Annotated in this window: 23 protein-coding genes; 14 read left to right on the top strand and 9 right to left on the bottom strand. The window is 66.8% G+C overall.

Annotation, left to right across the window (positions count from 1 at the left end; translation table 11 throughout):
• Positions 1-49: 49 nt before the first annotated feature.
• Positions 50-1,129 carry a site-specific DNA-methyltransferase gene (locus HNP51_RS08940; protein WP_184270311.1) on the bottom strand — a complete coding sequence of 360 codons (1,080 nt, stop codon included), beginning with the start codon at positions 1,127-1,129 and terminating at the stop codon, positions 50-52.
• Positions 1,130-1,462: 333 nt separating this feature from the next.
• On the opposite strand from HNP51_RS08940, the gene murC reads away from it, so the two are divergent.
• From murC to lpxC, 8 genes are all read left to right on the top strand, one after another.
• Positions 1,463-2,908 (top strand): UDP-N-acetylmuramate--L-alanine ligase, encoded by a 1,446-nt coding sequence (gene murC, locus HNP51_RS08935; protein ID WP_184270314.1) that lies wholly within the window; start codon positions 1,463-1,465, stop codon positions 2,906-2,908.
• A gap of 153 nt (positions 2,909-3,061) precedes the next feature.
• Positions 3,062-3,970: a UDP-N-acetylmuramate dehydrogenase gene (gene murB / locus HNP51_RS08930; protein WP_184270317.1), complete on the top strand. Its 909-nt coding sequence runs from the start codon at positions 3,062-3,064 to the stop codon at positions 3,968-3,970.
• Positions 3,971-4,095: 125 nt separating this feature from the next.
• Positions 4,096-5,031 carry a D-alanine--D-alanine ligase gene (locus HNP51_RS08925; RefSeq protein ID WP_184270320.1) on the top strand — a complete coding sequence of 312 codons (936 nt, stop codon included), beginning with the start codon at positions 4,096-4,098 and terminating at the stop codon, positions 5,029-5,031.
• On the top strand, positions 5,019-5,873 hold the full coding sequence (locus HNP51_RS08920; RefSeq protein WP_184270323.1) for a cell division protein FtsQ/DivIB: 855 nt from the start codon (positions 5,019-5,021) through the stop codon (positions 5,871-5,873). The genes HNP51_RS08925 and HNP51_RS08920 overlap by 13 nt, the downstream gene beginning before the upstream one ends.
• A gap of 25 nt (positions 5,874-5,898) precedes the next feature.
• A complete protein-coding gene (ftsA, locus tag HNP51_RS08915; protein ID WP_184270326.1) occupies positions 5,899-7,224 on the top strand; it encodes a cell division protein FtsA in 1,326 nt (441 codons plus the stop codon).
• 337 nt (positions 7,225-7,561) lie between these two features.
• Positions 7,562-10,951 (top strand): TonB-dependent receptor domain-containing protein, encoded by a 3,390-nt coding sequence (locus HNP51_RS08910; protein ID WP_184270329.1) that lies wholly within the window; start codon positions 7,562-7,564, stop codon positions 10,949-10,951.
• 256 nt (positions 10,952-11,207) lie between these two features.
• Positions 11,208-12,773 (top strand): cell division protein FtsZ, encoded by a 1,566-nt coding sequence (gene ftsZ, locus HNP51_RS08905; RefSeq protein WP_184270332.1) that lies wholly within the window; start codon positions 11,208-11,210, stop codon positions 12,771-12,773.
• 189 nt (positions 12,774-12,962) lie between these two features.
• Complete coding sequence (gene lpxC, locus HNP51_RS08900) at positions 12,963-13,862, top strand: UDP-3-O-acyl-N-acetylglucosamine deacetylase (protein WP_184270335.1); 900 nt, start codon at positions 12,963-12,965, stop codon at positions 13,860-13,862.
• Between the two features lies 1 nt (position 13,863).
• Here the strand turns inward: lpxC and HNP51_RS08895 are convergent, their stop codons facing one another.
• The 4 genes from HNP51_RS08895 to lgt are packed head-to-tail and all read right to left on the bottom strand — an operon-like array spanning position 13,864 to position 16,860.
• Positions 13,864-14,634, bottom strand: coding sequence for a polyphenol oxidase family protein (locus HNP51_RS08895; RefSeq protein ID WP_184270338.1), 771 nt, complete (start codon positions 14,632-14,634; stop codon positions 13,864-13,866).
• Complete coding sequence (locus tag HNP51_RS08890) at positions 14,631-14,876, bottom strand: helix-hairpin-helix domain-containing protein (RefSeq protein WP_184270341.1); 246 nt, start codon at positions 14,874-14,876, stop codon at positions 14,631-14,633. The genes HNP51_RS08895 and HNP51_RS08890 overlap by 4 nt, the downstream gene beginning before the upstream one ends.
• A gap of 30 nt (positions 14,877-14,906) precedes the next feature.
• A complete protein-coding gene (locus HNP51_RS08885; protein WP_184270345.1) occupies positions 14,907-15,980 on the bottom strand; it encodes a class I SAM-dependent methyltransferase in 1,074 nt (357 codons plus the stop codon).
• 7 nt (positions 15,981-15,987) lie between these two features.
• Positions 15,988-16,860 (bottom strand): prolipoprotein diacylglyceryl transferase, encoded by an 873-nt coding sequence (gene lgt, locus HNP51_RS08880; protein WP_184270348.1) that lies wholly within the window; start codon positions 16,858-16,860, stop codon positions 15,988-15,990.
• Between the two features lie 173 nt (positions 16,861-17,033).
• On the opposite strand from lgt, the gene HNP51_RS08875 reads away from it, so the two are divergent.
• The 3 genes from HNP51_RS08875 (at position 17,034) to HNP51_RS08865 (ending at position 18,695) form a co-directional block, all read left to right on the top strand.
• Entirely contained in the window at positions 17,034-17,321 is a 288-nt protein-coding gene (locus tag HNP51_RS08875; RefSeq protein ID WP_184270350.1) for an accessory factor UbiK family protein, read from the top strand.
• 76 nt (positions 17,322-17,397) lie between these two features.
• Entirely contained in the window at positions 17,398-17,901 is a 504-nt protein-coding gene (locus HNP51_RS08870) for a YbjN domain-containing protein (RefSeq protein WP_184270354.1), read from the top strand.
• Complete coding sequence (locus HNP51_RS08865; RefSeq protein WP_184270357.1) at positions 17,901-18,695, top strand: pyrroline-5-carboxylate reductase; 795 nt, start codon at positions 17,901-17,903, stop codon at positions 18,693-18,695. Before HNP51_RS08870 ends, HNP51_RS08865 begins: the two co-directional genes overlap by 1 nt.
• A gap of 4 nt (positions 18,696-18,699) precedes the next feature.
• Here HNP51_RS08865 and HNP51_RS08860 read toward each other — a convergent pair whose 3' ends face one another.
• The 3 genes from HNP51_RS08860 to HNP51_RS08850 form a co-directional block, all read right to left on the bottom strand.
• The gene (locus HNP51_RS08860; protein ID WP_184270360.1) at positions 18,700-19,191 is read right to left on the bottom strand and encodes a hypothetical protein; all 492 of its coding nucleotides are present in this window, start codon (positions 19,189-19,191) and stop codon (positions 18,700-18,702) included.
• An 83-nt stretch (positions 19,192-19,274) separates the two neighbouring features.
• Positions 19,275-20,618 (bottom strand): ATP-binding protein, encoded by a 1,344-nt coding sequence (locus HNP51_RS08855; protein ID WP_184270363.1) that lies wholly within the window; start codon positions 20,616-20,618, stop codon positions 19,275-19,277.
• A gap of 7 nt (positions 20,619-20,625) precedes the next feature.
• The gene (locus HNP51_RS08850) at positions 20,626-21,357 is read right to left on the bottom strand and encodes a response regulator (protein WP_184270366.1); all 732 of its coding nucleotides are present in this window, start codon (positions 21,355-21,357) and stop codon (positions 20,626-20,628) included.
• 89 nt (positions 21,358-21,446) lie between these two features.
• On the opposite strand from HNP51_RS08850, the gene HNP51_RS08845 reads away from it, so the two are divergent.
• Entirely contained in the window at positions 21,447-22,325 is an 879-nt protein-coding gene (locus HNP51_RS08845; RefSeq protein ID WP_184270369.1) for a branched-chain amino acid aminotransferase, read from the top strand.
• 5 nt (positions 22,326-22,330) lie between these two features.
• On the opposite strand, the gene HNP51_RS08840 is transcribed toward HNP51_RS08845, so the two are convergent.
• A complete protein-coding gene (locus tag HNP51_RS08840) occupies positions 22,331-23,239 on the bottom strand; it encodes a DUF4349 domain-containing protein (RefSeq protein WP_184270372.1) in 909 nt (302 codons plus the stop codon).
• Positions 23,240-23,425: 186 nt separating this feature from the next.
• Between HNP51_RS08840 and HNP51_RS08835 the strand changes: the two genes are divergently transcribed.
• A complete protein-coding gene (locus tag HNP51_RS08835; protein WP_184270375.1) occupies positions 23,426-24,700 on the top strand; it encodes a NupC/NupG family nucleoside CNT transporter in 1,275 nt (424 codons plus the stop codon).
• A 34-nt stretch (positions 24,701-24,734) separates the two neighbouring features.
• Positions 24,735-25,352, top strand: coding sequence for a glutathione S-transferase family protein (locus tag HNP51_RS08830; RefSeq protein ID WP_184270378.1), 618 nt, complete (start codon positions 24,735-24,737; stop codon positions 25,350-25,352).
• Positions 25,353-25,379: the final 27 nt, after the last annotated feature.

Genomic DNA, 25,379 nt, shown 5'->3' with positions numbered 1-25,379 from the left:
GTTCCAGCTTGGCTGAAACGATAGTCGTGCGCCCAGCTGGGGTTTGCGCCTACTGCATCCCGGCGCGGATTTCGGCGCGCAGGGCGTCGATGGGGCGCAGACCCGTGTCGGTCTTGAACCGCCAGTAGGTCCAGCCGTTGCAGGCCGGGGCGTTTTCCAGCAGGGCGCCCAGCTTGTGGATCGACCCGCTCATGGAGCCGGACACCAGCGAGCCGTCGGCGCGCACGCGGGCCTCATGGTCGCCCTTGGGGCAATACAGCTTGTCGCCGGGGGCCAGCAGGCCGGCTTCGACCAGGGCGCCGAACGGCACCTTGACCTCGGCCTTCTTGGAGCCGGTGACGACCAGGTCCTCCGGCGCGGCGGGGATGACGGCCTTGATGCGCTTCTCGGCCACCTTGGCGTAGCCTTCGTCGCGTTCGATGCCGATGAAGTGACGGCCCAGGCGCTTGGCGGCGGCGCCCGTGGTGCCGGTGCCGAAGAAGGGGTCCAGGATGACATCGCCGACGCGGCTGGCCGACAGGATGACCCGGTGCAGCAGGGCCTCGGGCTTTTGGGTCGGATGGGCCTTGTCACCGTTCTCGTCCTTCAGGCGCTCATTGCCGGTGCACAGAGCCAGGGTCCAGTCCGAGCGCATCTGGGTGTCTTCGTTGAAGGCCTTCAGCGCATCGTAGTTGAAGGTGTAGCGCTTCTGCTCGCGCGACTTGGCGGCCCAGATCAGGGTCTCATGCGCGTTGGTGAAGCGCGTGCCCTTGAAGTTCGGCATGGGGTTGGACTTGCGCCAGATGATGTCGTTCAGCACCCAGAAGCCCAGGTCCTGCATCGCCGAGCCCAGGCGGAAGATGTTGTGGTAGCTGCCGATGACCCAGAGCGAACCCTCGTCCTTCAGCACCCGACGGCATTCGGTCAGCCAGGCGCGGGTGAAGGCGTCATAGGCGGCGAAGCTGTCGAACTTGTCCCAGTCGTCATCGACCGCATCGACCTTGGAATTGTCCGGACGCAGCAGGTCGCCGCCCAGCTGCAGGTTATAGGGCGGGTCGGCGAAGACCATGTCTACCGACTTGTCCGGCAGGCCCTTCAGCACCTCGATGCAGTCGCCACGCAGGATGACGTCGGTCTTCAACTCGGACATGGAAAAAGCGGCCCCGGACAGATGATGGGCTTATGGTGAATCCTTACGGTTAAGGCGAAGTAACCAAACTTAAGATCCGGTCAGACTGAGGGAATTTGATTGGAGGCGCGCCGCCCAAAATCCGCCCATCCCGGCGAAGGCCGGGATCCAGATCATATGGCGGAGGCGCTGGCCTCAAAGGACGCTATCGCCTCACGTGCTGTCACGGCGCGCCCTACAATCTGGATCCTGGCCTTCGCCGGGACGAGCGATGAAATGAGGCCGTCTTTGCCTTTGCGAGGGGGAAGGAAACAGGGTCGTGCAATCAGACGCGCGGCTTGCTAATGCGCTGGGATGATCGCACGCCTCCGTCCCGTTCCGTTCGCCCTTGGGCCTGTCCACTTCGTCGGTATCGGCGGCATCGGCATGAGCGGCATCGCCGAGATCATGCTGAAGATCGGCTATCAGGTGTCGGGCTCGGACGCCAAGGCGAGCGCCAACACCGAGCGGCTGGAGCGCCTGGGCGCCCGCATCTACATCGGCCACGACGCCGCCCATGTGACCGAGGGCGTCTCGGCGGTGGTCTATTCCACGGCGGTCAAGGCGACGAACCCCGAACTGGTCGCCGCGCGCGAGCGCCGCATTCCCCTGGTCCGCCGGGCCGAGATGCTGGCCGAGCTGATGCGCCTGCAGTTCTCGATCGGCGTCGGCGGCACCCACGGCAAGACCACGACGACCTCGATGGTCGCGGCCCTGCTGGACGCGGCGGGTCTGGACCCCACCGTGGTCAACGGCGGCATCATCAACGCCTACGGCACCAACGCCAAGGTGGGCGAGGGCGACTGGATCGTGGTCGAGGCCGACGAGAGCGACGGCAGCTTCCTGCGCCTGAAATGCACCGTGGCGATCATCACCAATATCGACCCGGAGCACCTGGACCACTACGGCGACTTTGACGCGGTCAAGAAGGCCTTCTGCGACTTCATCGAGGACATTCCCTTCTACGGTTTCGGCGTGGTCTGTCTGGACCACCCGGAAGTGCAGAAGCTGGCGGCCCAGATCGACAACCGCCGCCTCGTCACCTACGGCCTGAACCCCCAGGCCATGGTCCGCGCCGAGAACGTGCAGATGTCGCCCGACGGCGCCCGTTTCGACGTGGTGGTGCAGGGCCAGGGTCTGGCCGCCCTGGACGAGCCGATCCGCATCGAGGGCCTCTATCTGCCCATGGCCGGCTGGCACAATGTGTCCAACTCCCTGGCCGCCATCGCCGTGGCGCGTGAGCTGGGCGTGGACGACGACGCCCTGCGCGCCGGTCTGGCCGGCTTCGGAGGGGTCAAGCGCCGCTTCACCACCACGGGCGTCGTCGGCGGCGTGCGCGTCATCGACGACTATGGCCATCACCCGGTCGAGATCGCCGCCGTGCTCAAGGCCGCGCGTCAGGTGGTCCAGTCCGCCGACGCCCCCGGCCGCGTCATCGCCGTGGTCCAGCCGCACCGCTACACTCGCCTGCGCGATCTGATGGAGGAGTTCTCGACCTGCTTCTCGGACGCCGACGCCGTTCTGGTCGCCGACGTCTATCCGGCGGGCGAACAGCCGATCGAGGGCGTGGACAAGCACGCCCTGGCTGACGGCATCCGCCGCTACGGCCACCGCAACGTCGCCGCCCTGGAAAACGCCGCCGTCCTGCCGCGCGTCATCAAGGATGAGGCCAAACCGGGCGATCTGGTCGTCCTGCTGGGCGCCGGCGACATCACCAGCTGGGCCTACGCCCTGCCGGCGCAACTCGAAGCCCTCGCATAAAGCTTTCCACCATCCGCTCATCCCCGCGGAGGCGGGGACCCAGTGCTTTGGCCTCCAGCCGCGACGCTCAGGGTCTTGCGCGGAAATGCCCAACCGGGCATCGCAGTAGCTCTTACTGGGTCCCCGCCTCCGCGGGGATGAGCGGAAATAACGATGTCCTGGCGCGATAACCTCCCCACCGTGCGCGGCAAGCTGCTGCTGAACGAACCGCTGGGCCCCTACACCTGGTTCCGCGTCGGCGGGGCGGCGGACGCCCTGTTCATTCCGGCGGACGCGGAAGACCTGGCCGACTTCCTCAAGGCCCTGCCCGAAAGCGTACCTGTCACCATCATCGGCGTCGGCTCCAACCTGATCGTCCGCGACGGCGGGGTCGAGGGCGTGGTCATTCGTCTGGCGGGGCGCGCTTTCGCCGCCATCACGACCGAGGGCGACACCATCACGGCGGGCGCGGGCGCGCTGGATTCCATGGTGGCCAAGGCCTCGGCCAAGGCGGGCATCGCCGGGCTGGAGTTCTACGCCGGCATCCCCGGCACTATCGGCGGCGCCCTGACCATGAACGCGGGCTGCTATGGCGCGGAAACCCAGGACGTTCTGGTCTCGGCCTGGGGTCTGAACCGTCAGGGCGAGCGGATCGAGCTGACGCTGGCCGACTTCGGCTACACCTACCGCCACTCCAACGCTCCGGCGGGGGTCATCTGGATGGAGGCGACCTATCGCGGGACGCCCGACGCACCCGAGGCCGTTTCCGCCCGCATCCACGAGATCACCAGCCGCCGCGAGACGACCCAGCCGATCCGCGAAAAGACCGGCGGCTCGACCTTCAAGAACCCCGAAGGTCATTCCTCGTGGAAGCTGGTCGACGAGGCCGGCTGGCGCGGCAAGCTGCGCGCCGAAACCGGGGGAGGGGCCAAGTTCAGCGAGCTGCACTCCAACTTCATGATCAACCCGGGCGAGGCCACCGCCGCCGACATCGAAGGTCTGGGCGAAGCCGTCCGCGCCGACGTCCTGGCCAAGACCGGCGTCCAACTGGACTGGGAAATCAAGCGCATCGGCCGCCGCTAACCCTCTCCCGGCGGGAGAGGGGCTCTACCGCAGGAAGGCGCTTAAATTCCCCTCCGTCCCGCTATCGTTTCCAACCGGTTAACCGTATTCAGGGCATAGGGGCGGGCTAGTAGTCGGATCGTCCCATGCGCGCGCCCCTGAACACCCTTCATGTCGCTGTCCTGATGGGCGGCCTGTCGTCGGAACGCGAGGTTTCGCTGTCGTCCGGTCGCGGCTGCGCCGACGCCCTGGAGGGGCAGGTCGCCAAGGTCACGCGCGTCGACGCCGGTCGCGATCTGGCCCAGGTTCTGACCGCCCTGAAGCCCGATGTCGTCTTCAACGCCCTGCACGGCGAATGGGGCGAGGACGGCTGCGTCCAGGGCATCCTCGAGACCCTGCGCATCCCCTACACCCACTCCGGCGTTCTGGCCTCGGCCCTGGCGATGGACAAGGACAAGTCCAAGGCCGTGCTGCGCGCGGCGGGCGTCGTCGTCCCCGGCGGCGGCCTGTTCGACCGCAAGGCGGTGGCGGCGGACCACGTCATCGCGCCCCCCTATGTGATCAAGCCCAACGCCGAGGGCTCCTCGGTCGGCGTCTATGTCATCCAGCCCGGCGACGCGCCCTGCGCCATCGTCGGCGACGACAGCTGGACCTATGGCGACCTGGTCATGGTCGAGCCCTTCATCGCGGGCAAGGAACTGGCCGTCACGGTTCTGGGCGAGGCGTCTGGCCCGCGCGCCCTGACCGTCACCGACATCACCCCGACCAAGGGCTTCTACGACTACGAGGCCAAGTATGCGCCGGGCGGCTCCAAGCACGTCCTGCCCGCCGAACTGCCCGCCCACGTCTTTGACAAGGCTTTACGTCAGTCCGAGCTGGCCCATACGGCCATGGGCTGCCGCGGCGTGTCGCGATCCGATTTCCGTTATGACGATGTTAACGACGTTCTCGTTCTTCTGGAGGTCAACACCCAGCCCGGCATGACGCCGACCTCGCTCAGTCCCGAGCAGGCGGCCTATGTCGGGATGGCGTATCGTGATCTGGTTCGGTGGATGGTGGAGGACGCCTCATGCCCGCGGTAGTGCGTGGCGGTCGGCGACAGGGTTCGACAAAAAGCAAGGGGCAGGGGTCCCGCAAGGTGCCGGCCACGCCGGGCAAGGTCGCCGCTATCGGTCGGCTGGACCTGTCGCCGCGCGCCGTCCTGATCTCCATCGTGGCGGGCGTCGTCGTTCTGGGCGGGGTCCTGGCCACGGGCGCGCGGGCCGAGCGCATCTCCAACTCGGTCTCCAACAAGTTCGACAGCGTCACTTCCGGCATGGGCCTGAAGGTCAAGCAGGTCCACGTCACCGGCGCCTCGCCTGAGGCCCGCGCCGCCATCCAGCAGGCCGTCGGCGTCCGCGCCGATCAGCCCATTGTCAGTCTGGACCTGAACGCCGTGCGCGACCGGGTGCAGGCTGTGGGCTGGGTCAAGGAGGCGCGCGTGGTGCGCCTGTTGCCCGACACCCTGATCGTCGACGTCAAGGAACACGACCGTCTGGCCGTCTGGCAGACCGGCGGCCACGCCTATGTCATCGACAGCAGCGGCAAGGTCATTCAGGGCGCCGACGCCGGTCGCTATCCCAAGCTGCCGCTGGTCGTCGGCAAGGGCGCCGATCAGACCGCGTCTGAAATCCTGCCGCTGCTGGCCCAGCGTCCGCGCCTGATGGCCCGCATCGAGGCCCTGGTCCGGGTGGACGAGCGCCGCTGGGACCTGCGCCTCAAGGACGGCAGTCTGATCCAGCTGCCCGCCGTTGATCAGGACAGCGCCCTGATCCGCCTCGACGCGCTGGACCAGCGCGAACGCCTTCTCGATCTGGGCTTCGCCCGGGTCGATCTCCGCACGCCCGAGGAGGTCGCCGTCCGGCCCTCCGAAGGCGCCGTCTGAACCGAATATCCAGGACACGATCATCATGGCCGGACGCAGCCGAGACACGAACACGGAACAAGCCAAGGGCGCCCCGCGCGCTCCGGCCGTGGCCGCGCTCGACCTGGGCCAGTCCAAGGTCGCCTGCTTCATCATGAAGCCCGAGGGCGTGCGCCACGCCGACCGCACCATCCGCGTCGCCGGGGCCAGCCACGTCCAGTCGCGCGGCGTGCGCGGCGGGGCCATCGTCAACATGGACGAGGCGGCCCAGGCTATCGGCCACGCGGTCGAGCGCGCCGAACGCGCCGCCGGTTCGCCCGTCTCCGGCGTCATCGTCACCACGGCCATCGGCCAGATGGCCAGCCATCGCGTCCAGGCCCGCGTCTCGCTCGGGGCCCATCCGATCAGCGACGGCGACCTCGCCCGCGCCATCGGCATGGCCCTGGCCCAGATCCGTCTGCCCAACCGTCGCCCGATCCACGTCCTGCCTATCGCCTGGTCGGTGGACGGGGCGCGCGGCGTGCACGACCCGCGCTCTATGCGCGGTGGGTCGCTGGGCCTCGACCTGCTGGTCGTCTCCATGTCCGAAGGCTCCTTCGGCGCCCTCAGCCACTGTCTCGAATTGGCCCACCTTGACCTGCAAGGCGTCGCCGCCGCCCCCGTCGTCTCCTCGCTCGCTGCGCTGGAAGAGGACGAGATGGAGCTGGGCAGCGTCTGCATCGACATGGGCGGCGGCTCGACCTCGGCGGCGGTCTGGGGCGGGCGCTCCTTGCTCCACATCGAAAGCCTGAACGTCGGCGGCGATCACGTCACCGCCGACATCGCGCGCGGCCTGGCGACCTCCAAGGTCGGCGCCGAGCGCCTGAAGACCCTGCACGGCTCGGCCATGGCCAGCGCCAACGAAGACCGCGAGATGCTGGAGGCCCCGCCGCGCGGCGAGGACCCGTCCGCCGGTCCCGTCATCGTTCCGCGCGCCATGCTCAAGACCGTCATCGCCCCGCGCGTCGAGGAAACCCTCGAACTGCTGCGCGACCGGCTCAAGCACGCCGGCGTCGGCATGGACCCGGGCGCGGGCATCGTCCTGACCGGCGGCGCCAGCCAGCTGAACGGCGTGCGTGAACTGGCCGTGCGCGTCTTCGACCGCCCGGTCCGCCTGGGCAAGCCGCAACGCGCCCCCCACCTGGCCGACGCCGCCTCCGGCCCGGCCTTCTGCTCGGCCTCCGGCGTCCTGTTGCGCGCCGCCTACGGCCCGCGCGAGGCGGTTTCCGCCCGCAAGCTGATGTCCCGTCAGATCACCGCCGCCGACGCCCCCAAGGTGCACCGCGGCGGCATGGTCGCCCGCGCCGCCGGCTGGCTGCGCGACAACCTCTAGGTTGTATTGCGGCGGAAATCTCCGCCGTCCCACCTCAATCGAGCCTGATTTAACCGTACGGCGTATGGCCAGCCCATGTCTGGTCATGCGCATAAGTTGTTGGTGTCAGCAATATTTTGTCTGTTTTGGCTCTTGAAGGGATGAAATTTGGGTTCGAAGAACGAGATTTGATCATCTGTGACTGGAGTGTGTCCTGATTGTTACAGGTCTGACGCGAGATGGTCCGATTTGAGCCACAAAGGTTGTCGCGGCGTCATTTTCCATTACGAGGGTCCCAACGTGCGCGCGCTCTTTTGCGAGTCGCGCGTTGATGTTCATTATCTGGGGGCGAACCACTATGAATTTGAAGCGTAGGTATTTGTTCGGAACGACGGTTCTGGCAGGCCTGATCGCGGTCTCTGCGCCTGCATTCGCGCAGACCCAGCCGTCAGCGCAGGAAGAAAGCGCGACCAAGGTTGACGAAATTGTCGTCACCGGTTCACGCATTCGCCGCGACCCGACCACGGTGGCCGCGCCGATCATTCAGATTGACGGCGCTGCGCTTCTGGAGACCGGTCTGCCGACGGTTATCGATTACCTCGCCACGATTCCCGCCCTGTCCAACTCGCTGGTGCCGTCGGATACGACGGGTACGGGTCTGAACGACGGCGGCCTTGAGTTCGCCAACCTGCGCTCGCTCGGATCGGGTCGTACCCTGACCCTTATCGACGGGCGTCGCCACGTCGGTTCGTCGGCAGGCTCCCTGTCCGTTGACGTCTCCATCATCCCGCGCCTTCTGATCCAGAACATCGAGATCATCACCGGCGGCGCCTCATCGGTTTACGGCGCTGACGCTGTTTCCGGGGTGATCAACTACACGCTGCGTAAGGACTTCGAAGGTCTGACGATCGACGGCAACTACGGCGAGCTGGTGAAGGGCGGCGACGCTGCGACGCGTCGTCTGTCGGTTCTGGGCGGCATCAACCTGCTCGACGACCGTCTGAACCTCTATGCTCACGCCGAGTATGAAAAGGCGGATGAGGTTCGTACCGACCAGATTGGCTGGATACGTCGCGGCCGCGTTGCGTTGGGTATTGACGCTGATCCGACCAACCCCGCCATTGGCCCCGCATCCGACGGTTTCGTGGATACGGGTGAGTTCTACAACGCCCGTCGTCTGGATCGCCCGCTCTGGGGTTCGACCACCCTGGCCAACATGCAGCGCCCCAGCCCCTTCGGTGACCCCGATATCCCGGTTGCCGCGTGCCGCGGCTTCTCGACCTCTTCCAACTGCTTCAACGTCGATCCGAGCTATACCTACTGGTTCGACGGCACGACCGCGCGCCTGGCCAACTTCGGCCAGCGGATCGGCAACACCGGCGCCAGCCGTCCCTGGAACATCGGCGGCGACGGCGAACCTGCGGGCTTGACGGCCTTTGACAACCGGACGCGCTTCCCCGAGCAGGAATCGCAGCGCTATCAGGTCGGCGCCAACTACACCGTCAACGACAATATCCGCGCGTCATTTGAAGCCAAGTACACGACCGAGGATGCCTACGACCAAGGTCAGTTTTCCTTCTGGGATATCTTTATCGTCGACTCGGCGCTTGCCTGCGGCGGCACGCCCTTCGGCGGCGCAGCACGGACCTGCAACAGCGGCAACACCCCGGGTCTGATTTCGGGCACCAGCTCGTTCGCGACCCGCACTGACAACGCCTTCTTGCCGGCGAACCTGGTTGCTGCGATCCGCGGCAACACCTTCATCCCCTATGCTGATCCGACGAACACGACGCCGGGCGCCCCTGGAGCCGCCGTTTCTGCGCCGATCGCGTTGCATCGGGGCTTCGGCGTTCCGCGCGACCAAACCAATAATCGGGAAGTCCAGCGTTATGTCGCTGCGATCGAGGGCAACTACGATCGCGTGGGCTTCATCAACAACGCCAACTGGGATCTGTCGTACACCTATGGCGAGATGAACAACCGGAACCGCGAAACCGGTCCGGACGCCATCCGCTTCGCTCACGCTATGGACGCGGTGGTCGACACCGGCGGTCTCGTCAACGGCCGCCCTGGCCAGGTCGTTTGCCGGGTTCAGCTGCTCGCTGCTCAAGGCATCACCATTCAGGAGCAGAACCCCAACACGGCCGCCACCACCTACGCCGATCCGAAGACCAACCCGGAAATCGCGGGTTGCGTGCCCTTGAACGTGTTCGGCAACGGCAATCAGTCGCCGGAAGCCATCCAATACATTTCGGCCGCCGTTACGGTGCTCGAGAAGAATATTCAGGAAAGCGCGGTCGCGACCTTTGGCGGCGAACTGGGTGACTTCTGGGGCGCCGGCCAGATCGGCTTCTCTCTGGGCGCCGAGTATCGTCGTGAGTACACCGAAGGCATCGGTCGTAGCCGCGATACCGCTGGTCGCCTGCTGCAACTGAACACTGGCGATGACTTCCTGGGCGCCGAATACGAAACCAAAGAGCTGTTCGCCGAGGTTGCCGTGCCTCTGTTCCGTGACAGCTGGATGGGCGATTTTGCCGAGCTTAGCGGGTCGTATCGCACCTTCGACTATACGACGGCCGGCACCGGCGATGTGTACGGGGTCAGCCTGGTTTATCGTCCGATCCCGGACATTACGTTCAAGAGCAGCTTCAACACGTCCTTCCGCGCTCCGAACCTGAGCGAGAACTTCCGTCCCTATGGGCAGACGTTTGTGAACGCGTTCACGGATCCCTGCGATACGCGCGCCATTGCTGGATTCACCGGAGCCAACGCCGCCGAGATCAAGGCGAACCGTATCGCCAACTGCACCAAGATGGCCGCGGCGAAGGGTCTGACCTACGACTTCAGCCAAGCGACCGTCGGGATTGCTGACGACTATCGCCCGAACTACTCGGCCGGTATCGCCAGTGTCCTGGGTGGAAACCCGGATCTGCGTCCGGAAACCTCGGAATCCTTCACCTTCTCTACGGTTCTGCGTCCGCGCTTCATTCCTAACTTCAGCCTGGTTCTCGATTACTACGAGATCACGATTGATGACGTGATCGTCACGCCTTCGGGCCAGCAGATCGCCGAGCAATGCGTGAACGGCAAGGAACTGGATGCACTGGCTTGCAGCCTTACCTTCCGTGCGAACCCCAACAACGACACGGATCCGTTCAACGTCTTCAAGGTCGGTGCTCCTGTAGGCGACCCGATCGGCGGCTTCATTCTGCAGACGCTGAACTTCGCAAAGCTGGAAACCCGCGGTCTGGACATTTCGGCTAACTACAGCATCGACACCGAAGAGATGTTCGGCCTCAATCTGGGTCGCTTCGACTACTCCTTCAGCGCGCTGTGGCTGATCGAGCAGAAGCAGTACACCAGCCTGACCAATCGCGATTCATTCAACGATCTGGCCACCAACGTCTTCTACCCCCGTCTGGAAGGAACCTCGCGTCTGACGTGGTCGCCCAACGAGCGCTTCAACGTGAGCTGGCTGGCCGACTGGATGGGTTCGCAGGATCTGGTCAAGACGCGTGACGTCATGGCGAGCGGCAATACCGACGGTCAGCCGACCGATTGGTACACGACTGGCAACTTCGTCCGTCACGACGTGAGCGTCAGGTATCGCTTCAATGACGAGCTTACGATGCGTGCGGGTGTCACGAACCTGACGAATGTTGAGCCGCCGGCTTACCTCGGCTTCGCCTCGACCTTCGACCCCTACGGTCGTCGCTTCTTCGTCGGCTTCAGCTACAGCCCCTGGTAAGTTCGGTTCGATCCGAAACGGAAAGGGCGGCTCGCAAGAGCCGCCCTTTTTGCTTTTCAGCCCCAGGGGGCGGAAAAATGAAAGAAATCTGCGGTCAAGCTACAGAAGCGGGCTTTCAAAACGGCCGACTCATATTACCGGAGTAACCCTTCGTTAACGCAGACAGGGTTTTGCTTAACGTGCTCATAACCAATGCGATCGGCGGGGATTCGCATTGGGGCTAACGGGCAGGGTCGGTAAGGTCGGAACAACAATCATGTCTCTCTCGCTGGTGAAGCCTCAAAACGCGGAACTGAAGCCCCGCATCGTCGTCTTCGGCGTCGGCGGCGCAGGCGGGAACGCCGTGAACAACATGATCGACGCCGGCCTTGAAGGGGTCGAGTTCGTCGTAGCCAACACCGACGCTCAGCACCTCAGCTTCGCCAAGACCGACCGCCGCATCCAGCTGGGCGAAACCATCACCCAGGGCCTCGGCGCCGGCGCCCACCCCGAAGTCGGCATGAACGCCGCCGAGGAGAGCGCTGACGAGATCCACGCGCACCTGGACGGCGCGCACATGGTCTTCATCACCTGCGGCATGGGCGGCGGCACCGGCACCGGCGCGGCCCCCGTCATCGCCAAGTGCGCGCGCGACCGCGGCATCCTGACCGTCGGCGTCGTGACCAAGCCCTTCACCTTCGAAGGCCGTCACCGCATGCGTCTGGCGGACTCCGGCGTGGCCGAGCTGCAACGCTACGTCGACACCCTGATCGTCATTCCGAACCAGAACCTGTTCCGCGTCGCCAACGAGCGCACGACCTTCGCCGACGCCTTCGGCATGGCCGACCAGGTGCTGCACTCGGGCGTGCGTTCGATCACCGACCTGATGATCCTGCCGGGCCTGATCAACCTCGACTTCGCCGACGTCCGCGCCGTCATGTCCGAAATGGGCAAGGCGATGATGGGCACGGGCGAGGCCACGGGCGACGACCGCGCCCTGCTGGCCGCTCAGAACGCCATCGCCAACCCGCTGCTGGATGAAACCAGCCTCAAGGGCGCCAAGGCCGTGCTGGTCAACATCACCGGCGGTCTGGACATGACCCTGCTGGAAGTGGACGAGGCCGCCAACGCCATCGCCGCCGAAGTGGACGGCGACGCCAACATCATCTTCGGCGCCGCCTTCGACCCGGCCCTGGACGGCAAGATCCGCGTTTCGGTCGTCGCCACCGGCATGGACGAGGCGGTCATTCAGAAGATCGAGCCCCAGGGTTCGGCCTTCTCGGACCGCCGCCCCACGACGATGTCCCCGCGTCAGCCCGAGGTCCGCATCGACCCGGTTCGTGAACCGGTCCGCGCCCCCGAGCCGGCGCCTGTCTACGAGGCCCCGGCCGCCCGCGCCGCGCCCGAGCCGCGCCCGGAACCCGTCATCCACGACGCGCCTCGTAATCTGGAGCCGATCGTCGACCCCTGGGTCGAGGAATACGAATCCGGTTCGGTCCGCGCCGAGCCCGCCGCCGCCTCGCAAGGCGACCTCTACTTCGACCGCGGCCAGCAGCAACAGCCGCAAGCCCGTCCGGCCCCGCGCCGCGAAGAGCCGGTCGCTGAAGAAGAATACTACGACGATCGCGATCACCGCCGCAGCGGCTGGAGCCTGTTCGGCAAGAAGCGCCAGCAGCCGCAACAGCAGCAGCAACCGTCCTACGCGCCGCAGCCGTCGTCGAACCGCACGACCCAGCAACTGCGCCAGACCCAGGCGACCCAGCCGACCCAGGACTATCAGGCCGGTCACGCTGAAGACGACGACCTCGAAATCCCGTCCTTCCTTCGCCGCCTCGCGAACTGATCGGAAGAGACACTGATTGAAACGCTCCGGAGCCTGGCTCCGGGGCGTTTTTCGTTGTTACCGGCTGTCACCGGACCGAAACATTTCGAAACCCATCTTTCATTTCACCCTTGAGCGTGCGTGATTAAACGACAGGTGAGGCGAACTCCGCACCCGTTGCGCGGAGCCGCGCAACAGAGAGTTTCCAGCTTGCCGGTCCGTAACGACCATCACGAACAGACCATCATCGCCCCGGCCATCTGCGCCGGCGTGGGGGTCCACACCGGCCAGCGCGTCAAGCTGGTCGTGCGTCCGGCTGCGCCGGGCACGGGCATCGTCTTCGTGCGCACCGACATCACCGACCGCGACAACCGCATCCCCATCTCGGGCGAGGCCGTGGTCGATGCGCGCCTGAACACCATGATCGAGAACGCGGCGGGCGTGCGTCTGTCGACCATCGAGCACCTGATGGCCGCCTTGTGCGCGCTGGGCGTCTCCAACGCCGTGATCGAGGTCGACGGCCCCGAGCTGCCGATCCTGGACGGTTCGGCGTTGCAGTTCGTGCAACTGCTGGACCGCGCCGGCTTCCGTCGTCAGGAAGCCCCGGTCCGCTACATCGAAATCCTCAAGCCGATCCGGGTGGAGGAGGGCGACAAGTCCGCTGTCCTTCTGCCCTGCGACCGCTATGAGATGCGCTTCGAGATCGACTTCCCTACGCCTGTCATCGGCAATCAGGTGGTGGACTTCGTCGTGGACGAGGCGACCTTCCGTTCGGACATCATGGCTGCGCGCACCTTTGGCTTCGCCCATGAGGTCGAGGCCCTGCGTCAGGCCGGTCTGGCCCGCGGCGGTTCGCTGGAGAACGCCGTGGTCATCGACGGCGACGAGATCCTGAACCCCGGCGGTCTGCGCATGGAACGCGAGTTCGTGCGCCACAAGGCCCTGGACGCGATCGGCGACCTCTATGTCCTCGGCGCCCCCTTGATGGGCCGCTACGAAGGCGTCAAGGCCGGCCACGCGCTGAACAACAAGCTGGTCCGCGCCCTGCTGGCCCAGCCCCACGCCTGGCGGGAAACCGTCCGCGTCCCCGACATGGCGATGGCGGGCTAGTTCAGCCCAGGCTGATCGTGCTGATCAGCCGCCCGAAATCCGTCTCTCCCGCCAGAAACGCCCGCCGGTTCGAGTAAAAGCGGCTTGCGTCCGCGCGCGTGTCGTCGCCGGTCCAGTCGGCGTCGCCGACCCCGGATTGCTCCAACCGCCACAGGACAAAGCCCGGCAGGTCGAACAGGCATTTGCCCTCAGTCGCGCCCGGGGCGAAGAAGCGTTCGCTGCCGGGGTCGTGGTGGGCGAAGCGCGCCTGATAGTCGCCGCCGACCTCGTAACTGGCCTGGGCGATGCAGGGGCCGATCACGGCGACCATGCGTTCGGGGCGTGCGCCCAGGGCCTCCATGGCTGCGACGGTCGAATGGATGATCCCGCCCAGAGCGCCCTTCCAGCCCGCATGGGCCGCGCCGACCACACCGGCCTCGGCGTCGGCGAACAAGACCGGCGCGCAGTCGGCGGTCAGCACGGATGCGATGGGGCCGGGCACGGCGGCCACCACGGCGTCGCCCTCGGGCCGCTCGCCCTTCCAGCCCGTGTCGGCTACGCGGGCCACGGCGGAGTGGATCTGATAGCAGCCGCACAGGTCGTCCAGCCCGCCGCCCATCCATTCGGCGACGCAGCGGCGGTTCTCGGCCACCAGTGCTGGATCGTCCTTGGACCCGACGCCGGCGTTCAGCCCGGCGTAGATGCCTTCAGAAACGCCGCCCTCACGTGTGAAGAAGCCGTGGCGCACCCCGGCCTTGTCGAGCAGGGGGTGGGTGATGGGGTTCAGGCTCATGCGGCCTCCGGCGATGATCGGGCGGCGGCGACGGCGGCCTCGACCGCCTTGCGCGCCTGGGGGCTGTTCTTCCAGCAGGTCGAGCCGACACTGGCGGCGGCGCCGGCGCAGACGACTACCGGATCGGCCTGGGCCAGGCGTTCAAAGCCGCCCAGACCCTGTTCCTCCAGCCGCTCGACGACCTTGGGGCCCACGCCCTTCACGGCCAGCAGCACGGCCCGTTCACAGTCTGAAAAACGCATCGTCAAACTCCCTGCGGACGGCCGCAGTCCTCAGAAACCCGGCAGCGCCAGGGCGCGGGGCGAGAAGATCGCCGCCGCCTTGAACAGTTCGCCCATCTGGTCCGGCGCGGTCAGGCGATCCAGCTGACGCTGGATAATCGGGGCGGCGTCGGGGCGGGCCTGGATCAACTTCTGGGCGCGGGCTTCGATCCCCAGGGCCCTGAGGAAGGCGCCCTGGCTGACGCAGCCGGTGACGTCGGCCCCGGTGCGCACGGCGGCCTCCAGGACGGTGGGATAGTCGGCCCACTGCGTCAGGTCGGCCTCGCCCGGCGTCGTCAGCGGATCGACCTTCCGGTGCCGGCGCAGGGCCTGCAAGGTGTCGCCCGCGCCGGGCCTGCTGCGGCCGTAGTCGATCAGCAGGGCGGCGCCCGAGGCCGCCTTGACCAGGACCGCCAGATCGCGCGCGAAGGCCGCCTGCTGCTCCGAAATCTCGACGATCTGGCCCGGCTCGACATCGTACTCGGGGCGTTCGAAGCCGCCGGAGATGGCCGTCAGGCCGAAGGTCAGGTCATGATCGTCGGTGACCCCGATGCGGCGCTCGGCCCAGCCGCCCTCGGTCTTGATGAACTGGCGGGCGGGCAGGCAGTCCAGCACCTCGTTGGCGATCAGGATGATCGGCGCGTCGGTCTCGATCTGATGCAGGGCGCTGAGCCAGCGGGGATGAACGTCGGCGTCGGCCAGCCGCCGCGCCTGTTCGGCCCGCAACGGCGCGCTGGGCTCGATCAGGATCAGATCGACGGCCTCGAGGAAGCCGGGGACCAGCCGCGCGGCGCGCAGGACGTCAGACATCAGCGTCCCGTCGCCGGGCCCGACCTCGACCAACCGCACCCGCTCGGGCGCGCCCAGACGGCTCCAGACTTCGATCGCCCACAGACCGATCAGCTCGCCGAACATTTGGCTGACCAGGGGCGCGGTGATGAAGTCGCCGCCTTCGCCCAGCGCTGGCCGGGTCGCGTAATAGCCGCCGCGCGGATCATGAAGGCAGCGGGTGACATAGTCCGCCACCGTCATCGGCCCGGTCAGCGCGATCTCGCGGACCAGACGGTCCTTGAGGGTCTCCGCCATAACGGTCCTACGCCTCCGCTACGACCGGCTTCTTCAGCGCCCGCCAGATCAGCCAGACGCCCGCCAGCATCATCGGGATCGACAGGATCATGCCCATGGTCAGGCCCAGCGGCAGGTTCTCCAGACCGGCATCGGGCTGGCGCACGTTCTCCAGCGCGGCGCGGCAGACGCCGTAGCCCAGCAGGAACAGGCCGGTGACGAAGCCCGGGCGCTTCAGCATCTTCCACTTCCAGATCGCCAGCGACAGGATGATCAGCAGCAACAGCCCCTCAAGGCCCGCCTCATACAGCTGGCTGGGGTGGCGCGGTTCGTTACCGGCGGGGCAGAAGCCGTACATCTGTTCAATGCGGGCGTTGCAGAAGCGGATGGCCCAGGGCACCGTCGTCTCGCGGCCCCACAGCTCGCCGTTGATGAAGTTGGCGATGCGCCCGAACAGCAGGCCGATCGGCGCGACGGGCGCGATCAGGTCGCCCAGGCTCAGCGGATTGATCTTCTGCCGGTTGGCGTAGAGGGCGATGGCGATGACGACGCCCAGGAAGCCGCCGTGGAAGCTCATCCCGCCGGTCCACAGCTGCAGCAGCTCCAGCCGTTCGCCCCAGCTGTCGCCGGTGAAGATCTGGGCGAACATGGCCGGCTTGTAGAAGAGAGCGTAGCCGAAGCGACCGCCCAGGATAACGCCGAGGGTGATCCACAGCACCAGGTCGTCCAACTGCGGACCCGTCACCGGCGGCTTGCCGGGCGACCACAGCCGCTCCGTCTTGGCCAGACGCGAGGCGTACCACCAGCCCAGCACGATCCCGGCGACATAGGCCAGGGCGTACCAGCGGATGGGCAGGGGGCCGAGATGGATCAGGACAGGGTCGAATTCGGGGAAGGGCACAGGGCCTCCGTCAGCGCCGTTTGGGACCTGAAATCTCTAGCAAGAGAGACTGCATTCGTCGCGCGCTTTTCCAGCGAAGCAGTTTATAGCCGGTTCGGACGGAAAGGTTTCGTTCACCCAATTTAAGTCGCCATTAACCATATACTGGTGTGGCAGAGACGCGAGATTTCATCATGCAGACGCGCAATCCGATCCTCGACGAGTTCGCCAAGCTGACCACCGGCGCCATGGGCCTGGCCCAGGCCGCGGGCGACGAGGCCAAGGCCGCCTGGCGCGCCCAGACCGACCGCTTCGTGGCCGAGATGGATCTGGTCCGCCGCGACGAGTTCGACGTGCTGAAGGACGAGATCGCCGCCCTGCGCGCCGAACTCGCGGAGCTTAAGGCTCAGAAATCGAACGTGAAAAAGACTTCGTCAGGACCGTCCACAGCTGCTGCGCCGGACGCCGATACAGCCGGTTGAGCCGAATCTCCGAACACGTTTACCGTTCGTTTGCAGGTCGTGAGTCGCGACCCCTGAGTAAGAATGTGAATCCCTGATGGATGCAGCCCGACCCGAAGAGGTCGACGTTCCCTACGACCCCCTTGATGTCGTGGAGCATGTCCTCAACGCGGAGAACCTGCCGTTCGACCGCACGGACGACGGCGATCTCGCCTTCGCCCTGGCCGGCGACTGGAAGGACTATGAGCTGTGGTTCGCCTGGCGGCCCGAGGGCGACTGCCTGCAGTTGTGCTGCGCCCTGGACCTGCGCGTCATGAAGACGCGCCGCGCCGCCGCCTATGAACTGGTGGCGATGATCAACCAGCGCACCTGGCTGGGCCATTTCGAGGTCTGGCCGGACGAGGGCGAGATCGTCTTCCGTCACTCGCTGGCCCTTCCGCACAGCGAGCGTCCGACCCTGGCCCAGGCCGCGTCCATGATCGACGCCGCCATCGAGGCCGCCGACCGCTACTATCCCGCCTTCGACTTCATGGTGCGCGGCTCCAAGAAGGCCCAGGAAGCGATCGACGCCTGCCTGTTCGAAACCGTGGGCAACGCGTAATGAGCCGCCCGGTCGTCCTGCAAGGCGTGGGACGACTGGGCTCGGCCATCCTGGAGGGCTGGCTGAAGACCGGCGCGGTCGATCCCGCCGACCTCATCATCCTGACCCCGTCCGAGAAGCCCGCCGCCGAGGCGGCGCGGGCCCTGGGCGCGCGGATCAATCCGCCGCTTGAGGCCCTGGCCGACGCCCGCGTCTTTGTCATCGGCGTCAAACCGGCCAAGTGGTTCGAGGCCTCGCGCTCTATCCTGCCGCATCTCGCTTCCGACGCCGTCATCGTCTCGGTCATGGCCGGGGTGAGGCGCGAGACGATTTCCCAAGGCTTCGACGGTCGTTCCATTGTGCGCATCATGCCGACCACCGGCGTGGCTCAGGCTCAGGGCGTGGCGACCATCTGGGCCGCTGACGCCGCGGCCCGCGCGGTGGGCGAGGCCCTGTTCGCGCCCATCGCCGAGACCGTCCATCTGGACGACGAAGCCGCCATGCATGCCGCGACCGCCGTGTCCGGCTGCGGCCCCGCCTATTATTTCGCCTTCACCCGCGCCCTGGCCCAGGCCGGGGTCGCGGAAGGCCTGACGCCAGAGGCCGCCGTGCGGCTGGCCCGCGCCACCCTGCGCTCCGCCGCAGCGGGCGTTGAAGGCGCCGAAGCCCTGGACGCCCTGATCGACCGCGTAGCCTCGCCCGGCGGCGTGACCCAGGCTGGCCTGTTGGCTCTGAACGAAAACGGCGCCCTCGACCGGGCGGTCGAGAGCGCCGTTCAGGCGGCTGTAGTCAAGTCCACCGAACTTAGCGGCTGACCCTTCAGCGTTTGACGTAGCGGCCTTCGGCCAGGTTGCGCGCCAGGCGGTCAAAGGCGGTGCTGGCGTCCTGCCAGGTGGTGGAACCGCGCACTTCGGCCAGGGTGCTGGAATAATAGTCGTACTTCACCGGGTGAACCTCGCCCGACGCGGTTGTGACCGAGCCCTCGATGGCGGCGCCGCCGATCGAGAGGCTGCGCATCATGTCGAGGCCGGGCTTGTCGGTCACCTGCTGCATGGTCGGACGGTTCGGCTTCAGGTCAGTGATGACCAGTTCGATCCGGGCGACGTCCAGAGCGTTGCGCTCGGTCAGGACACGCGTGACCGTGGCGGTCAGATCATCGACCTGCTGCTGGACGTCGCGTTGGCCCAGTTCAGCGGCGGTCTTGGCGAAGTCGGGGCTGACGGTGACGCTGACGGACGACGGTTGAGCGGCGGCGGCGCCAGCCAGTGCGATCGCGGCGGTGAGCGGTGCTAGAAATGCGAAATGACGCATCATACGGACTCCTGATCCAGGCCCCCCTGGAACGGGTGCAACATGGCCCCGTTCCTACGGTAACGCTAGGGGGGTGCGACAGATCATCCGGGCAGCCGGATTGAGGCCTTGAGGCCGCCCAGGTCGCTGCGGCTCAGGGTGATGTCGCCGCCGTGGCCGCGCGCCACGTCGCGGGCGATGGCCAGACCCAGGCCGACGCCCTTGCTGTTTTGATTGCGCGAGGCGTCCAGCCGGGAAAAGGGCCGGAAGGCTTCTTCGTGCATGTCGTCGGGGATGCCGGGCCCGTCGTCCTCAATGGCGATCTCGATGCCGCCCGAGGGCAGGGGACGGGCCGAAAGCCGGACATGCTCACCGTGCACGGCCGCGTTGCCGGCCAGATTGTTCAGGGCGCGGCGGAAGGCGAGGGGGCGCAGATGGGCGTCCAGTTCGTCGGGCGTCTCGACCGTGACCTCGGCCCCGGCGCGGCGGGCGTCCTCGGCGGCGCGGCGCAGCATCTCGGGGACCGAGACCGTCTGGATCGCCTCGCCCGCCTCGCCGCGCGCGAAGGCCAGGTATTCGTCGATCATGTGCTCCATCTCGTCCAGGTCGCCCTTCATGGCCTCGGCCCGCTTGAAGGGCGGGGCCAGAGCCAGCTCTAGCCGCAGACGGGTCAGGGGCGTGCGCAGGTCGTGGCTGACCGAGGCCAGCAGGGCGGTGCGCTGCTCGATATGGCGCTGGATGCGGGCGCGCATGTCCAGGAAGGCGCTGGCGGCGGCGCGGACTTCCCGCGCGCCGTGCGGCTTGAAGCGCGGCACGGTCTCGCCCCGACCAAAGGCCTCGGCGGCGTCGGCCAGACGTTCGATGGCCCGCACCTGATTGCGGATGAACAGCACCGCCACCCCCAGGAGCAGAATGGTCGCCACTGTCAGCCACAGCACGAAGATATGCGCCTGGGTCGCCACAGCCCGTTCGCGCGGAGCGATGACGCGCAGCACGCCGCCGGGCTCCTGCACCCGGATGTCGACATAGGCGGGGTAGCGGGTGGTGTCGTACCAGAAGGGTTGGTCCAGCCGCGAAGCCAGCGCCTTCTCCAGCGTGCGATCGACCACGCCGATGGCGCCGCGCCGCTGTTCCTTGGGCAGGACGGCCCCTTCCTGGAAGGCGATGGACAGCTGCATCGACCGCTCGGCCCGGTCGGCGATGACGCTCAGGTTCTGCGGCGTCGGCTGGTCGCGATAGCTTTCGGCGGCCCAGGCCACGTCTCCCGCGAGCCCTTCGGACAGGCGCGCCGTCACGGCCTGCCAGTGGGCGTCGAAAAAGGCCCAGGTCACGGCCCCCTGCATGACCAGCACCGGCAGGACGATGATCAGCAGCGACCGCCCCCATAGCGAGGTCGGCAGACGGCGCTTGATCATCCGCGCCCAGAGAGGGAGGGGCAGCAGCCTCATCGGCCGATCAATCCGGGGCCAGCATGTAGCCGACGCCGCGCACGGTCTGCAGATAGCGCGGGTTCTTGGGGTCGGCCTCCAGCTTGCGGCGCAGGCGCGTCACCTGAACATCCACGGCGCGGCCGGTGATGTCGGCGGTGTCGGGCGACAGGTTCATCCGCTCGACCGGCGAGTGGGCGTGGATCGCCAGGGTCTTCAGCAGTTGCGCCTCGGCCTCGGTCAGGCGTTGCAGTTCGCCGTCGCGGGTCAGCTCCAGCCGCTCCATGTCGAACACCGCCGGCCCCATGCGGATCTCGCGCGGGGTCATCGGCTTGCCGCCGGTACGGCGCAGGATGGCCTCGATCCGCAACGCCAGCTCGCGCGGGTCGAAGGGCTTGGACATGTAGTCGTCGGCGCCGCGCGACAGGCCTTCGATCCGGTCGTTGGGATCGCCCTTGGCGGTCAGCAGCAGGACGGGGGTCTTGGACAGCGACGCCTGACTGCGGATCCAGCTGGTCAGGTCGAAACCGCTCTCGCCGGGCATCATGACGTCCAGCACGATCAGGTCGAACTCGATCAGTTCGACCAGCCGCCGCGCCGCGCCCGCATGGGCGGCGCCGGTCACGCGATAGCCCTCGCGCGCCAGGAACTCTTTCAGCAGTTCGCGGATTCTGTCGTCATCGTCCACGACCAGAAGGTGGCGGCCGGCGCCGGGGGCTGCAACAGGGCCGGAGCGGCCGTTCGAGCGCGTATCAGTCATGTTCTAGGCGATCCTGCCGAACGCAAAGGCGTTGACGGCGGCGGGAGAGAAGAGTGTAACCGGACCACATCCCCGGGAGACGTTATTCAATGGCCTTCGTTCCTTTCGACGATCGTGACGGCTGGATCTGGTTTGACGGCGCGTTCGTGCCCTGGCGGGAAGCAAAAACGCACGTTCTGACCCATGGCCTTCACTACGGCTCGTCGGTCTTCGAGGGTGAGCGTATGTACGGCGGCGAAATCTTCAAGCTGACGGCGCACAGCGAGCGCCTGAAACGCTCCGCCAACCTGCTCGACTTCGACATTCCCTATAGCGTGGCCGAGATCGACGCCGCCTGCAAGGAAACCTGCGAAAAGAACGGCATGACGGACTGCTACATCCGTCCGGTGGCCTATCTGGGCGCCGAACAGCTCAGCGTTTCCTCGCTGAACAGCAAGGTTCACCTGGCCATCGCCGCCTGGGAGTGGCCCAGTTATTTCGACCCGGAGGTCAAGAAGCGCGGCATCCGTCTGGAGTGGGCCAAGTGGCGCCGCCCGGACCCGGCCACGGCCCCGTCGACGGCCAAGGCCGCCGGCCTCTACATGATCTGCACCATGTCCAAGACGGCGGCTGAGAAGCGCGGCTACGCTGACGCCATGATGCTGGACTGGCGCGGCTATGTCGCCGAGGCCACCGGGGCCAACGTCTTCTTCGTTCAGGGCGGCGTCCTGCACACCCCGCGCGTCGATCACATCCTGGACGGCATCACCCGCCAGACCGTGATTGAGATGGCTCAGGCCAAGGGCATCGAGGTCGTGGTTCGCGACATCCTGCCGGAAGAGCTGTCAGACTTCTCGGAGTGCTTCCTCACCGGCTCGGCCGCCGAGGTCACTCCGGTCAGCGAGATCGGCGAGCACCGCTTCACGCCGGGCGAGCTGTCGCTGAGCCTGATGGACGACTACGGCAAGCTGGTTCGCGGCCAGCTCTGATCAGATCAGGCGGAGGGGTCACCCTCCGCCTTTTTCTTGCGCGCCGCCTCGGCGGCCTTGCGGGCGCGCACGCGCCTGCGCCAGCGCCACAGCAGCCAGATCAGCGGGGCCCCGACCAACAGGACCGGCAGGACGCTGGCGATAACCAGGATCAGCATCCCCAGCGACGTCATGAAGGCGTATGAGGCCGAGTTCAGCGCATCCACGACCGGTCGCGCCGCGCTGTCGGGCGCCAGTCGCCCCGCCGCGCTATAGGTGACGTCCAGTCTCGAGGTCTGCACCCGCGTCCGCATGACCGCCAGGGCCGAACGCGTCGCGTCCAGTTCGCCCTGCACCCGCGCCAGTTCACGCTCGACCTGCAGCAACTGTTCCAGCGTGCCGCTGCGGGTGGCCAGCAGCTGCTGCAGCCGGTCGCGCAGGGTTTCCATCGCCCGCATCCGCGCCTCGGTGTCAACCAGTTGCCGGGTCAGGTCCTCGCTCTCGACCGCCTGCTGGGACACGCGTCCGCCCGCGCCCCTGGCCTCGCCATCCAGCGCCGCGCGGAAGCGGCCGACATAGGCGGGCGCCGCTCGCATCTCCAGTCGGGCTTCGACGGAATCGCGGCCCATGCGGCTGGAACTCGCGCCGATCACCTGACAGACTGACGGCCCGGCGGCGATGCAGGCCTGTTCGTGCCGTCCCATCACGGTCGGCACGGCGTCGGCCGGAAGCTCCAGCCCGAAACGATAGGCATAGGCGATGCTGGGCGCGACGACCGGGGTGGCGGCGCTGCCTGGCGCGGACGCGGCCCCGGCGGGCGGCGCCGGTTCCATCAGGGCCATGTCCACAGACTCCTCGAGGTGCTGACGCGACGCGTCCTGGCATCCCGCGAGCAGGGCGCTCGCCGCCGCCGCCCAGATCAGTTCCTTGCGCATCCGACCTCTCCCCATTGATGACGTAACGGTGATTGGCCGCTCGCATAACGGCGAAGTTTAGGCTCCGGCGAGGCTTTGCCGCGGCAGGACGCCGCACGCGCTCTTGACCAGAAGGCTTAGGGTAGCGTTCAAGCAGATTTTAAAGGCGGCTCTCGGCCGTCGGTCGCTCCCGGAGCCGCCTTTCCCATGTTCACCCTCCTGAACCTCCAGAGCCTGTTCGGCCTGGTCGTCATCATCGCCCTCTGCTGGGCGGTGTCCGAGAACCGCAAGGTCTTCCCCTGGCGGTTGGCGATCGGGGCGGTGGCGGTGCAGGCGGCCCTGGTGCTGGCGACCTTCGCCATTCCGGGTTCACAGGTGGTGCTGGACGCCATCAACAACGCCGTGAAGGGGCTGGAACTGGCGACCGAAGAGGGGACCAAGTTCGTCTTTGGCTATCTGGCCGGCGGCGACCAACCCTATGCCGTCGCCAATGAAGGCGCCCTGTTCACCTTCGCCTTCAAGGTCCTGCCGCTGATCCTGGTGATCTCGGCCCTGTCGGCCCTGCTGTGGCACTGGAAGATCCTGAAGTGGATCACCTTGGGCTTCGGCTTCCTGTTCCAGCGCACCATGGGTCTGGGCGGCGCCTCGGCTCTGGCGGTCGCGGCCAACGTCTTCCTGGGCATGATCGAAAGCCCCATCGTCATCCGCGCCTATCTGGACAAGCTGACCCGGTCCGAGGTCTTCCTGATGATGGTGGTCGGTCTGGCCACCGTCGCCGGCTCGACCATGGTGGCCTACGCCACCATTCTCGGCCCGGTCCTGACCAATGCGGCGGGCCACGTCCTGGTCGCCTCCATCGTTTCGGCCCCGGCGGGCATCCTGCTGGCCCGCATCATCATTCCCGAGAAGCCGGGGCAGGGCGGTGCGGTCGCCGACTACAACTCGGCGCTGAAATACGACGGCGCCGTCGACGCCATCGTCAAGGGCACCTCGGATGGCCTGATGGTCGTGCTGAACATCTCGGCGGTGCTGATCGTCTTCGTGGCCCTGGTGGCCCTGGCCAACGTCATGCTGGGCGCCTTCTGGATCGGCGGCGAGCAACTGAGCGTCGAGCGCATTCTGGGCGTGGTCTTCTCGCCCGTCGCCTGGCTGATCGGGGTGGAATGGGCCGACGCTCACACCGCCGGCTGGCTGCTGGGCGTCAAGCTGACGCTGACCGAGTTCGTCGCCTTCATCAAACTGGGCGAGGTCCCCGCCGGCGATATGAGCGAGCGCACCCGGATGCTGATGACCTACGCCCTGTGCGGCTTCGCCAACATCGGCTCGGTCGGCATCACCGTCACCGGCCTGTCGGTGCTGATGCCCGAGCGCCGCGAGGAGGTTCTGGGTCTGGTGTGGAAGGCCCTGTTCGCGGGCTTCCTGGCCACCCTGATGACCGCCTGCATCGTCGGGGCCATGCCGGCCTCGGTGTTTGGCCAGTAAAGCGTCTTCCGACAGACTGAGGGGATCGTTTCCGATGAAGCTCTACACCTCGCATCGCGCGCCCAATCCGCGCCGGGTCCGCTGGGTCATGGCCGAGAAGGGCGTCGACAACGTCGACTTTGTGGAGATCGACCTGCTGTCCGGTCAGCACCGCACGGCGGACTATCGCGCCAAGGTCGGCGTGCCCCACGTCCCGGCGCTGGAACTGGACGACGGGACCTTCATCTCTGAGTCCATCGCCATCTGCCGCTATCTGGAGGCGCTGAACCCGGAGCCGAACCTGTTCGGTCACGATGCGAAGGAGCAGGCGCTGATCGAGATGTGGACCCGCCGCTGCGAGATCTATCTGGCCAATCCGATGATGCTGAACGTCCGCTTCAGCCATCCCGCGTTGGCCGCGCTGGAAGCCCCCCAGCCGCAGGTGGCGGAATACAGCCGCGTCGGCGCCGAGAAGTTCATGCGTCTGCTGGACCGCCAGCTGGCCGAGCACCAATTCATCGCCGCCGACCGCTTCACCATCGCCGACATCGTCGCCGCCGTGGGCCTCGACTTCGCGCGACTGGTCAAATACCGCCCGCCGGAAGAGTTCACCCATCTGGCCCGCTGGCTGGAGGCCTGCCGCGCACGTCCTGCGGCGAAGGCCGGGGTCTAAAGGCTTTTCGACCCCTGTTCGCCGTGC

It is taken from the genome of Brevundimonas bullata (assembly GCF_014207965.1).
Classification (GTDB): domain Bacteria; phylum Pseudomonadota; class Alphaproteobacteria; order Caulobacterales; family Caulobacteraceae; genus Brevundimonas; species Brevundimonas bullata_A.
The sequence above is the reverse complement of the archived record's forward strand: the minus strand, read 5'-3'. Positions and strand labels throughout refer to the sequence as shown.

Bases quoted from the DNA above. Each gene is read 5' to 3' on its own strand.
- HNP51_RS08830 (WP_184270378.1), top strand. From the start codon at position 24,735: ATGAAGCTCTACACCTCGCATCGCGCGCCCAATCCGCGCCGGGTCCGC.
- HNP51_RS08890 (WP_184270341.1), bottom strand. From the start codon at position 14,876: ATGCGTTTTTCAGACTGTGAACGGGCCGTGCTGCTGGCCGTGAAGGGC.
- HNP51_RS08835 (WP_184270375.1), top strand. From the start codon at position 23,426: ATGTTCACCCTCCTGAACCTCCAGAGCCTGTTCGGCCTGGTCGTCATC.
- HNP51_RS08940 (WP_184270311.1), bottom strand. From the start codon at position 1,129: ATGTCCGAGTTGAAGACCGACGTCATCCTGCGTGGCGACTGCATCGAG.
- ftsZ (WP_184270332.1), top strand. From the start codon at position 11,208: ATGTCTCTCTCGCTGGTGAAGCCTCAAAACGCGGAACTGAAGCCCCGC.
- HNP51_RS08850 (WP_184270366.1), bottom strand. From the start codon at position 21,357: ATGACTGATACGCGCTCGAACGGCCGCTCCGGCCCTGTTGCAGCCCCC.
- HNP51_RS08845 (WP_184270369.1), top strand. From the start codon at position 21,447: ATGGCCTTCGTTCCTTTCGACGATCGTGACGGCTGGATCTGGTTTGAC.
- HNP51_RS08925 (WP_184270320.1), top strand. From the start codon at position 4,096: ATGCGCGCGCCCCTGAACACCCTTCATGTCGCTGTCCTGATGGGCGGC.
- HNP51_RS08875 (WP_184270350.1), top strand. From the start codon at position 17,034: ATGCAGACGCGCAATCCGATCCTCGACGAGTTCGCCAAGCTGACCACC.
- HNP51_RS08855 (WP_184270363.1), bottom strand. From the start codon at position 20,618: ATGAGGCTGCTGCCCCTCCCTCTCTGGGCGCGGATGATCAAGCGCCGT.
- HNP51_RS08870 (WP_184270354.1), top strand. From the start codon at position 17,398: ATGGATGCAGCCCGACCCGAAGAGGTCGACGTTCCCTACGACCCCCTT.
- HNP51_RS08910 (WP_184270329.1), top strand. From the start codon at position 7,562: ATGAATTTGAAGCGTAGGTATTTGTTCGGAACGACGGTTCTGGCAGGC.
- HNP51_RS08885 (WP_184270345.1), bottom strand. From the start codon at position 15,980: ATGGCGGAGACCCTCAAGGACCGTCTGGTCCGCGAGATCGCGCTGACC.
- HNP51_RS08920 (WP_184270323.1), top strand. From the start codon at position 5,019: ATGCCCGCGGTAGTGCGTGGCGGTCGGCGACAGGGTTCGACAAAAAGC.
- murC (WP_184270314.1), top strand. From the start codon at position 1,463: ATGATCGCACGCCTCCGTCCCGTTCCGTTCGCCCTTGGGCCTGTCCAC.
- HNP51_RS08895 (WP_184270338.1), bottom strand. From the start codon at position 14,634: ATGAGCCTGAACCCCATCACCCACCCCCTGCTCGACAAGGCCGGGGTG.
- HNP51_RS08840 (WP_184270372.1), bottom strand. From the start codon at position 23,239: ATGCGCAAGGAACTGATCTGGGCGGCGGCGGCGAGCGCCCTGCTCGCG.
- murB (WP_184270317.1), top strand. From the start codon at position 3,062: ATGTCCTGGCGCGATAACCTCCCCACCGTGCGCGGCAAGCTGCTGCTG.
- HNP51_RS08860 (WP_184270360.1), bottom strand. From the start codon at position 19,191: ATGCGTCATTTCGCATTTCTAGCACCGCTCACCGCCGCGATCGCACTG.
- HNP51_RS08865 (WP_184270357.1), top strand. From the start codon at position 17,901: ATGAGCCGCCCGGTCGTCCTGCAAGGCGTGGGACGACTGGGCTCGGCC.
- ftsA (WP_184270326.1), top strand. From the start codon at position 5,899: ATGGCCGGACGCAGCCGAGACACGAACACGGAACAAGCCAAGGGCGCC.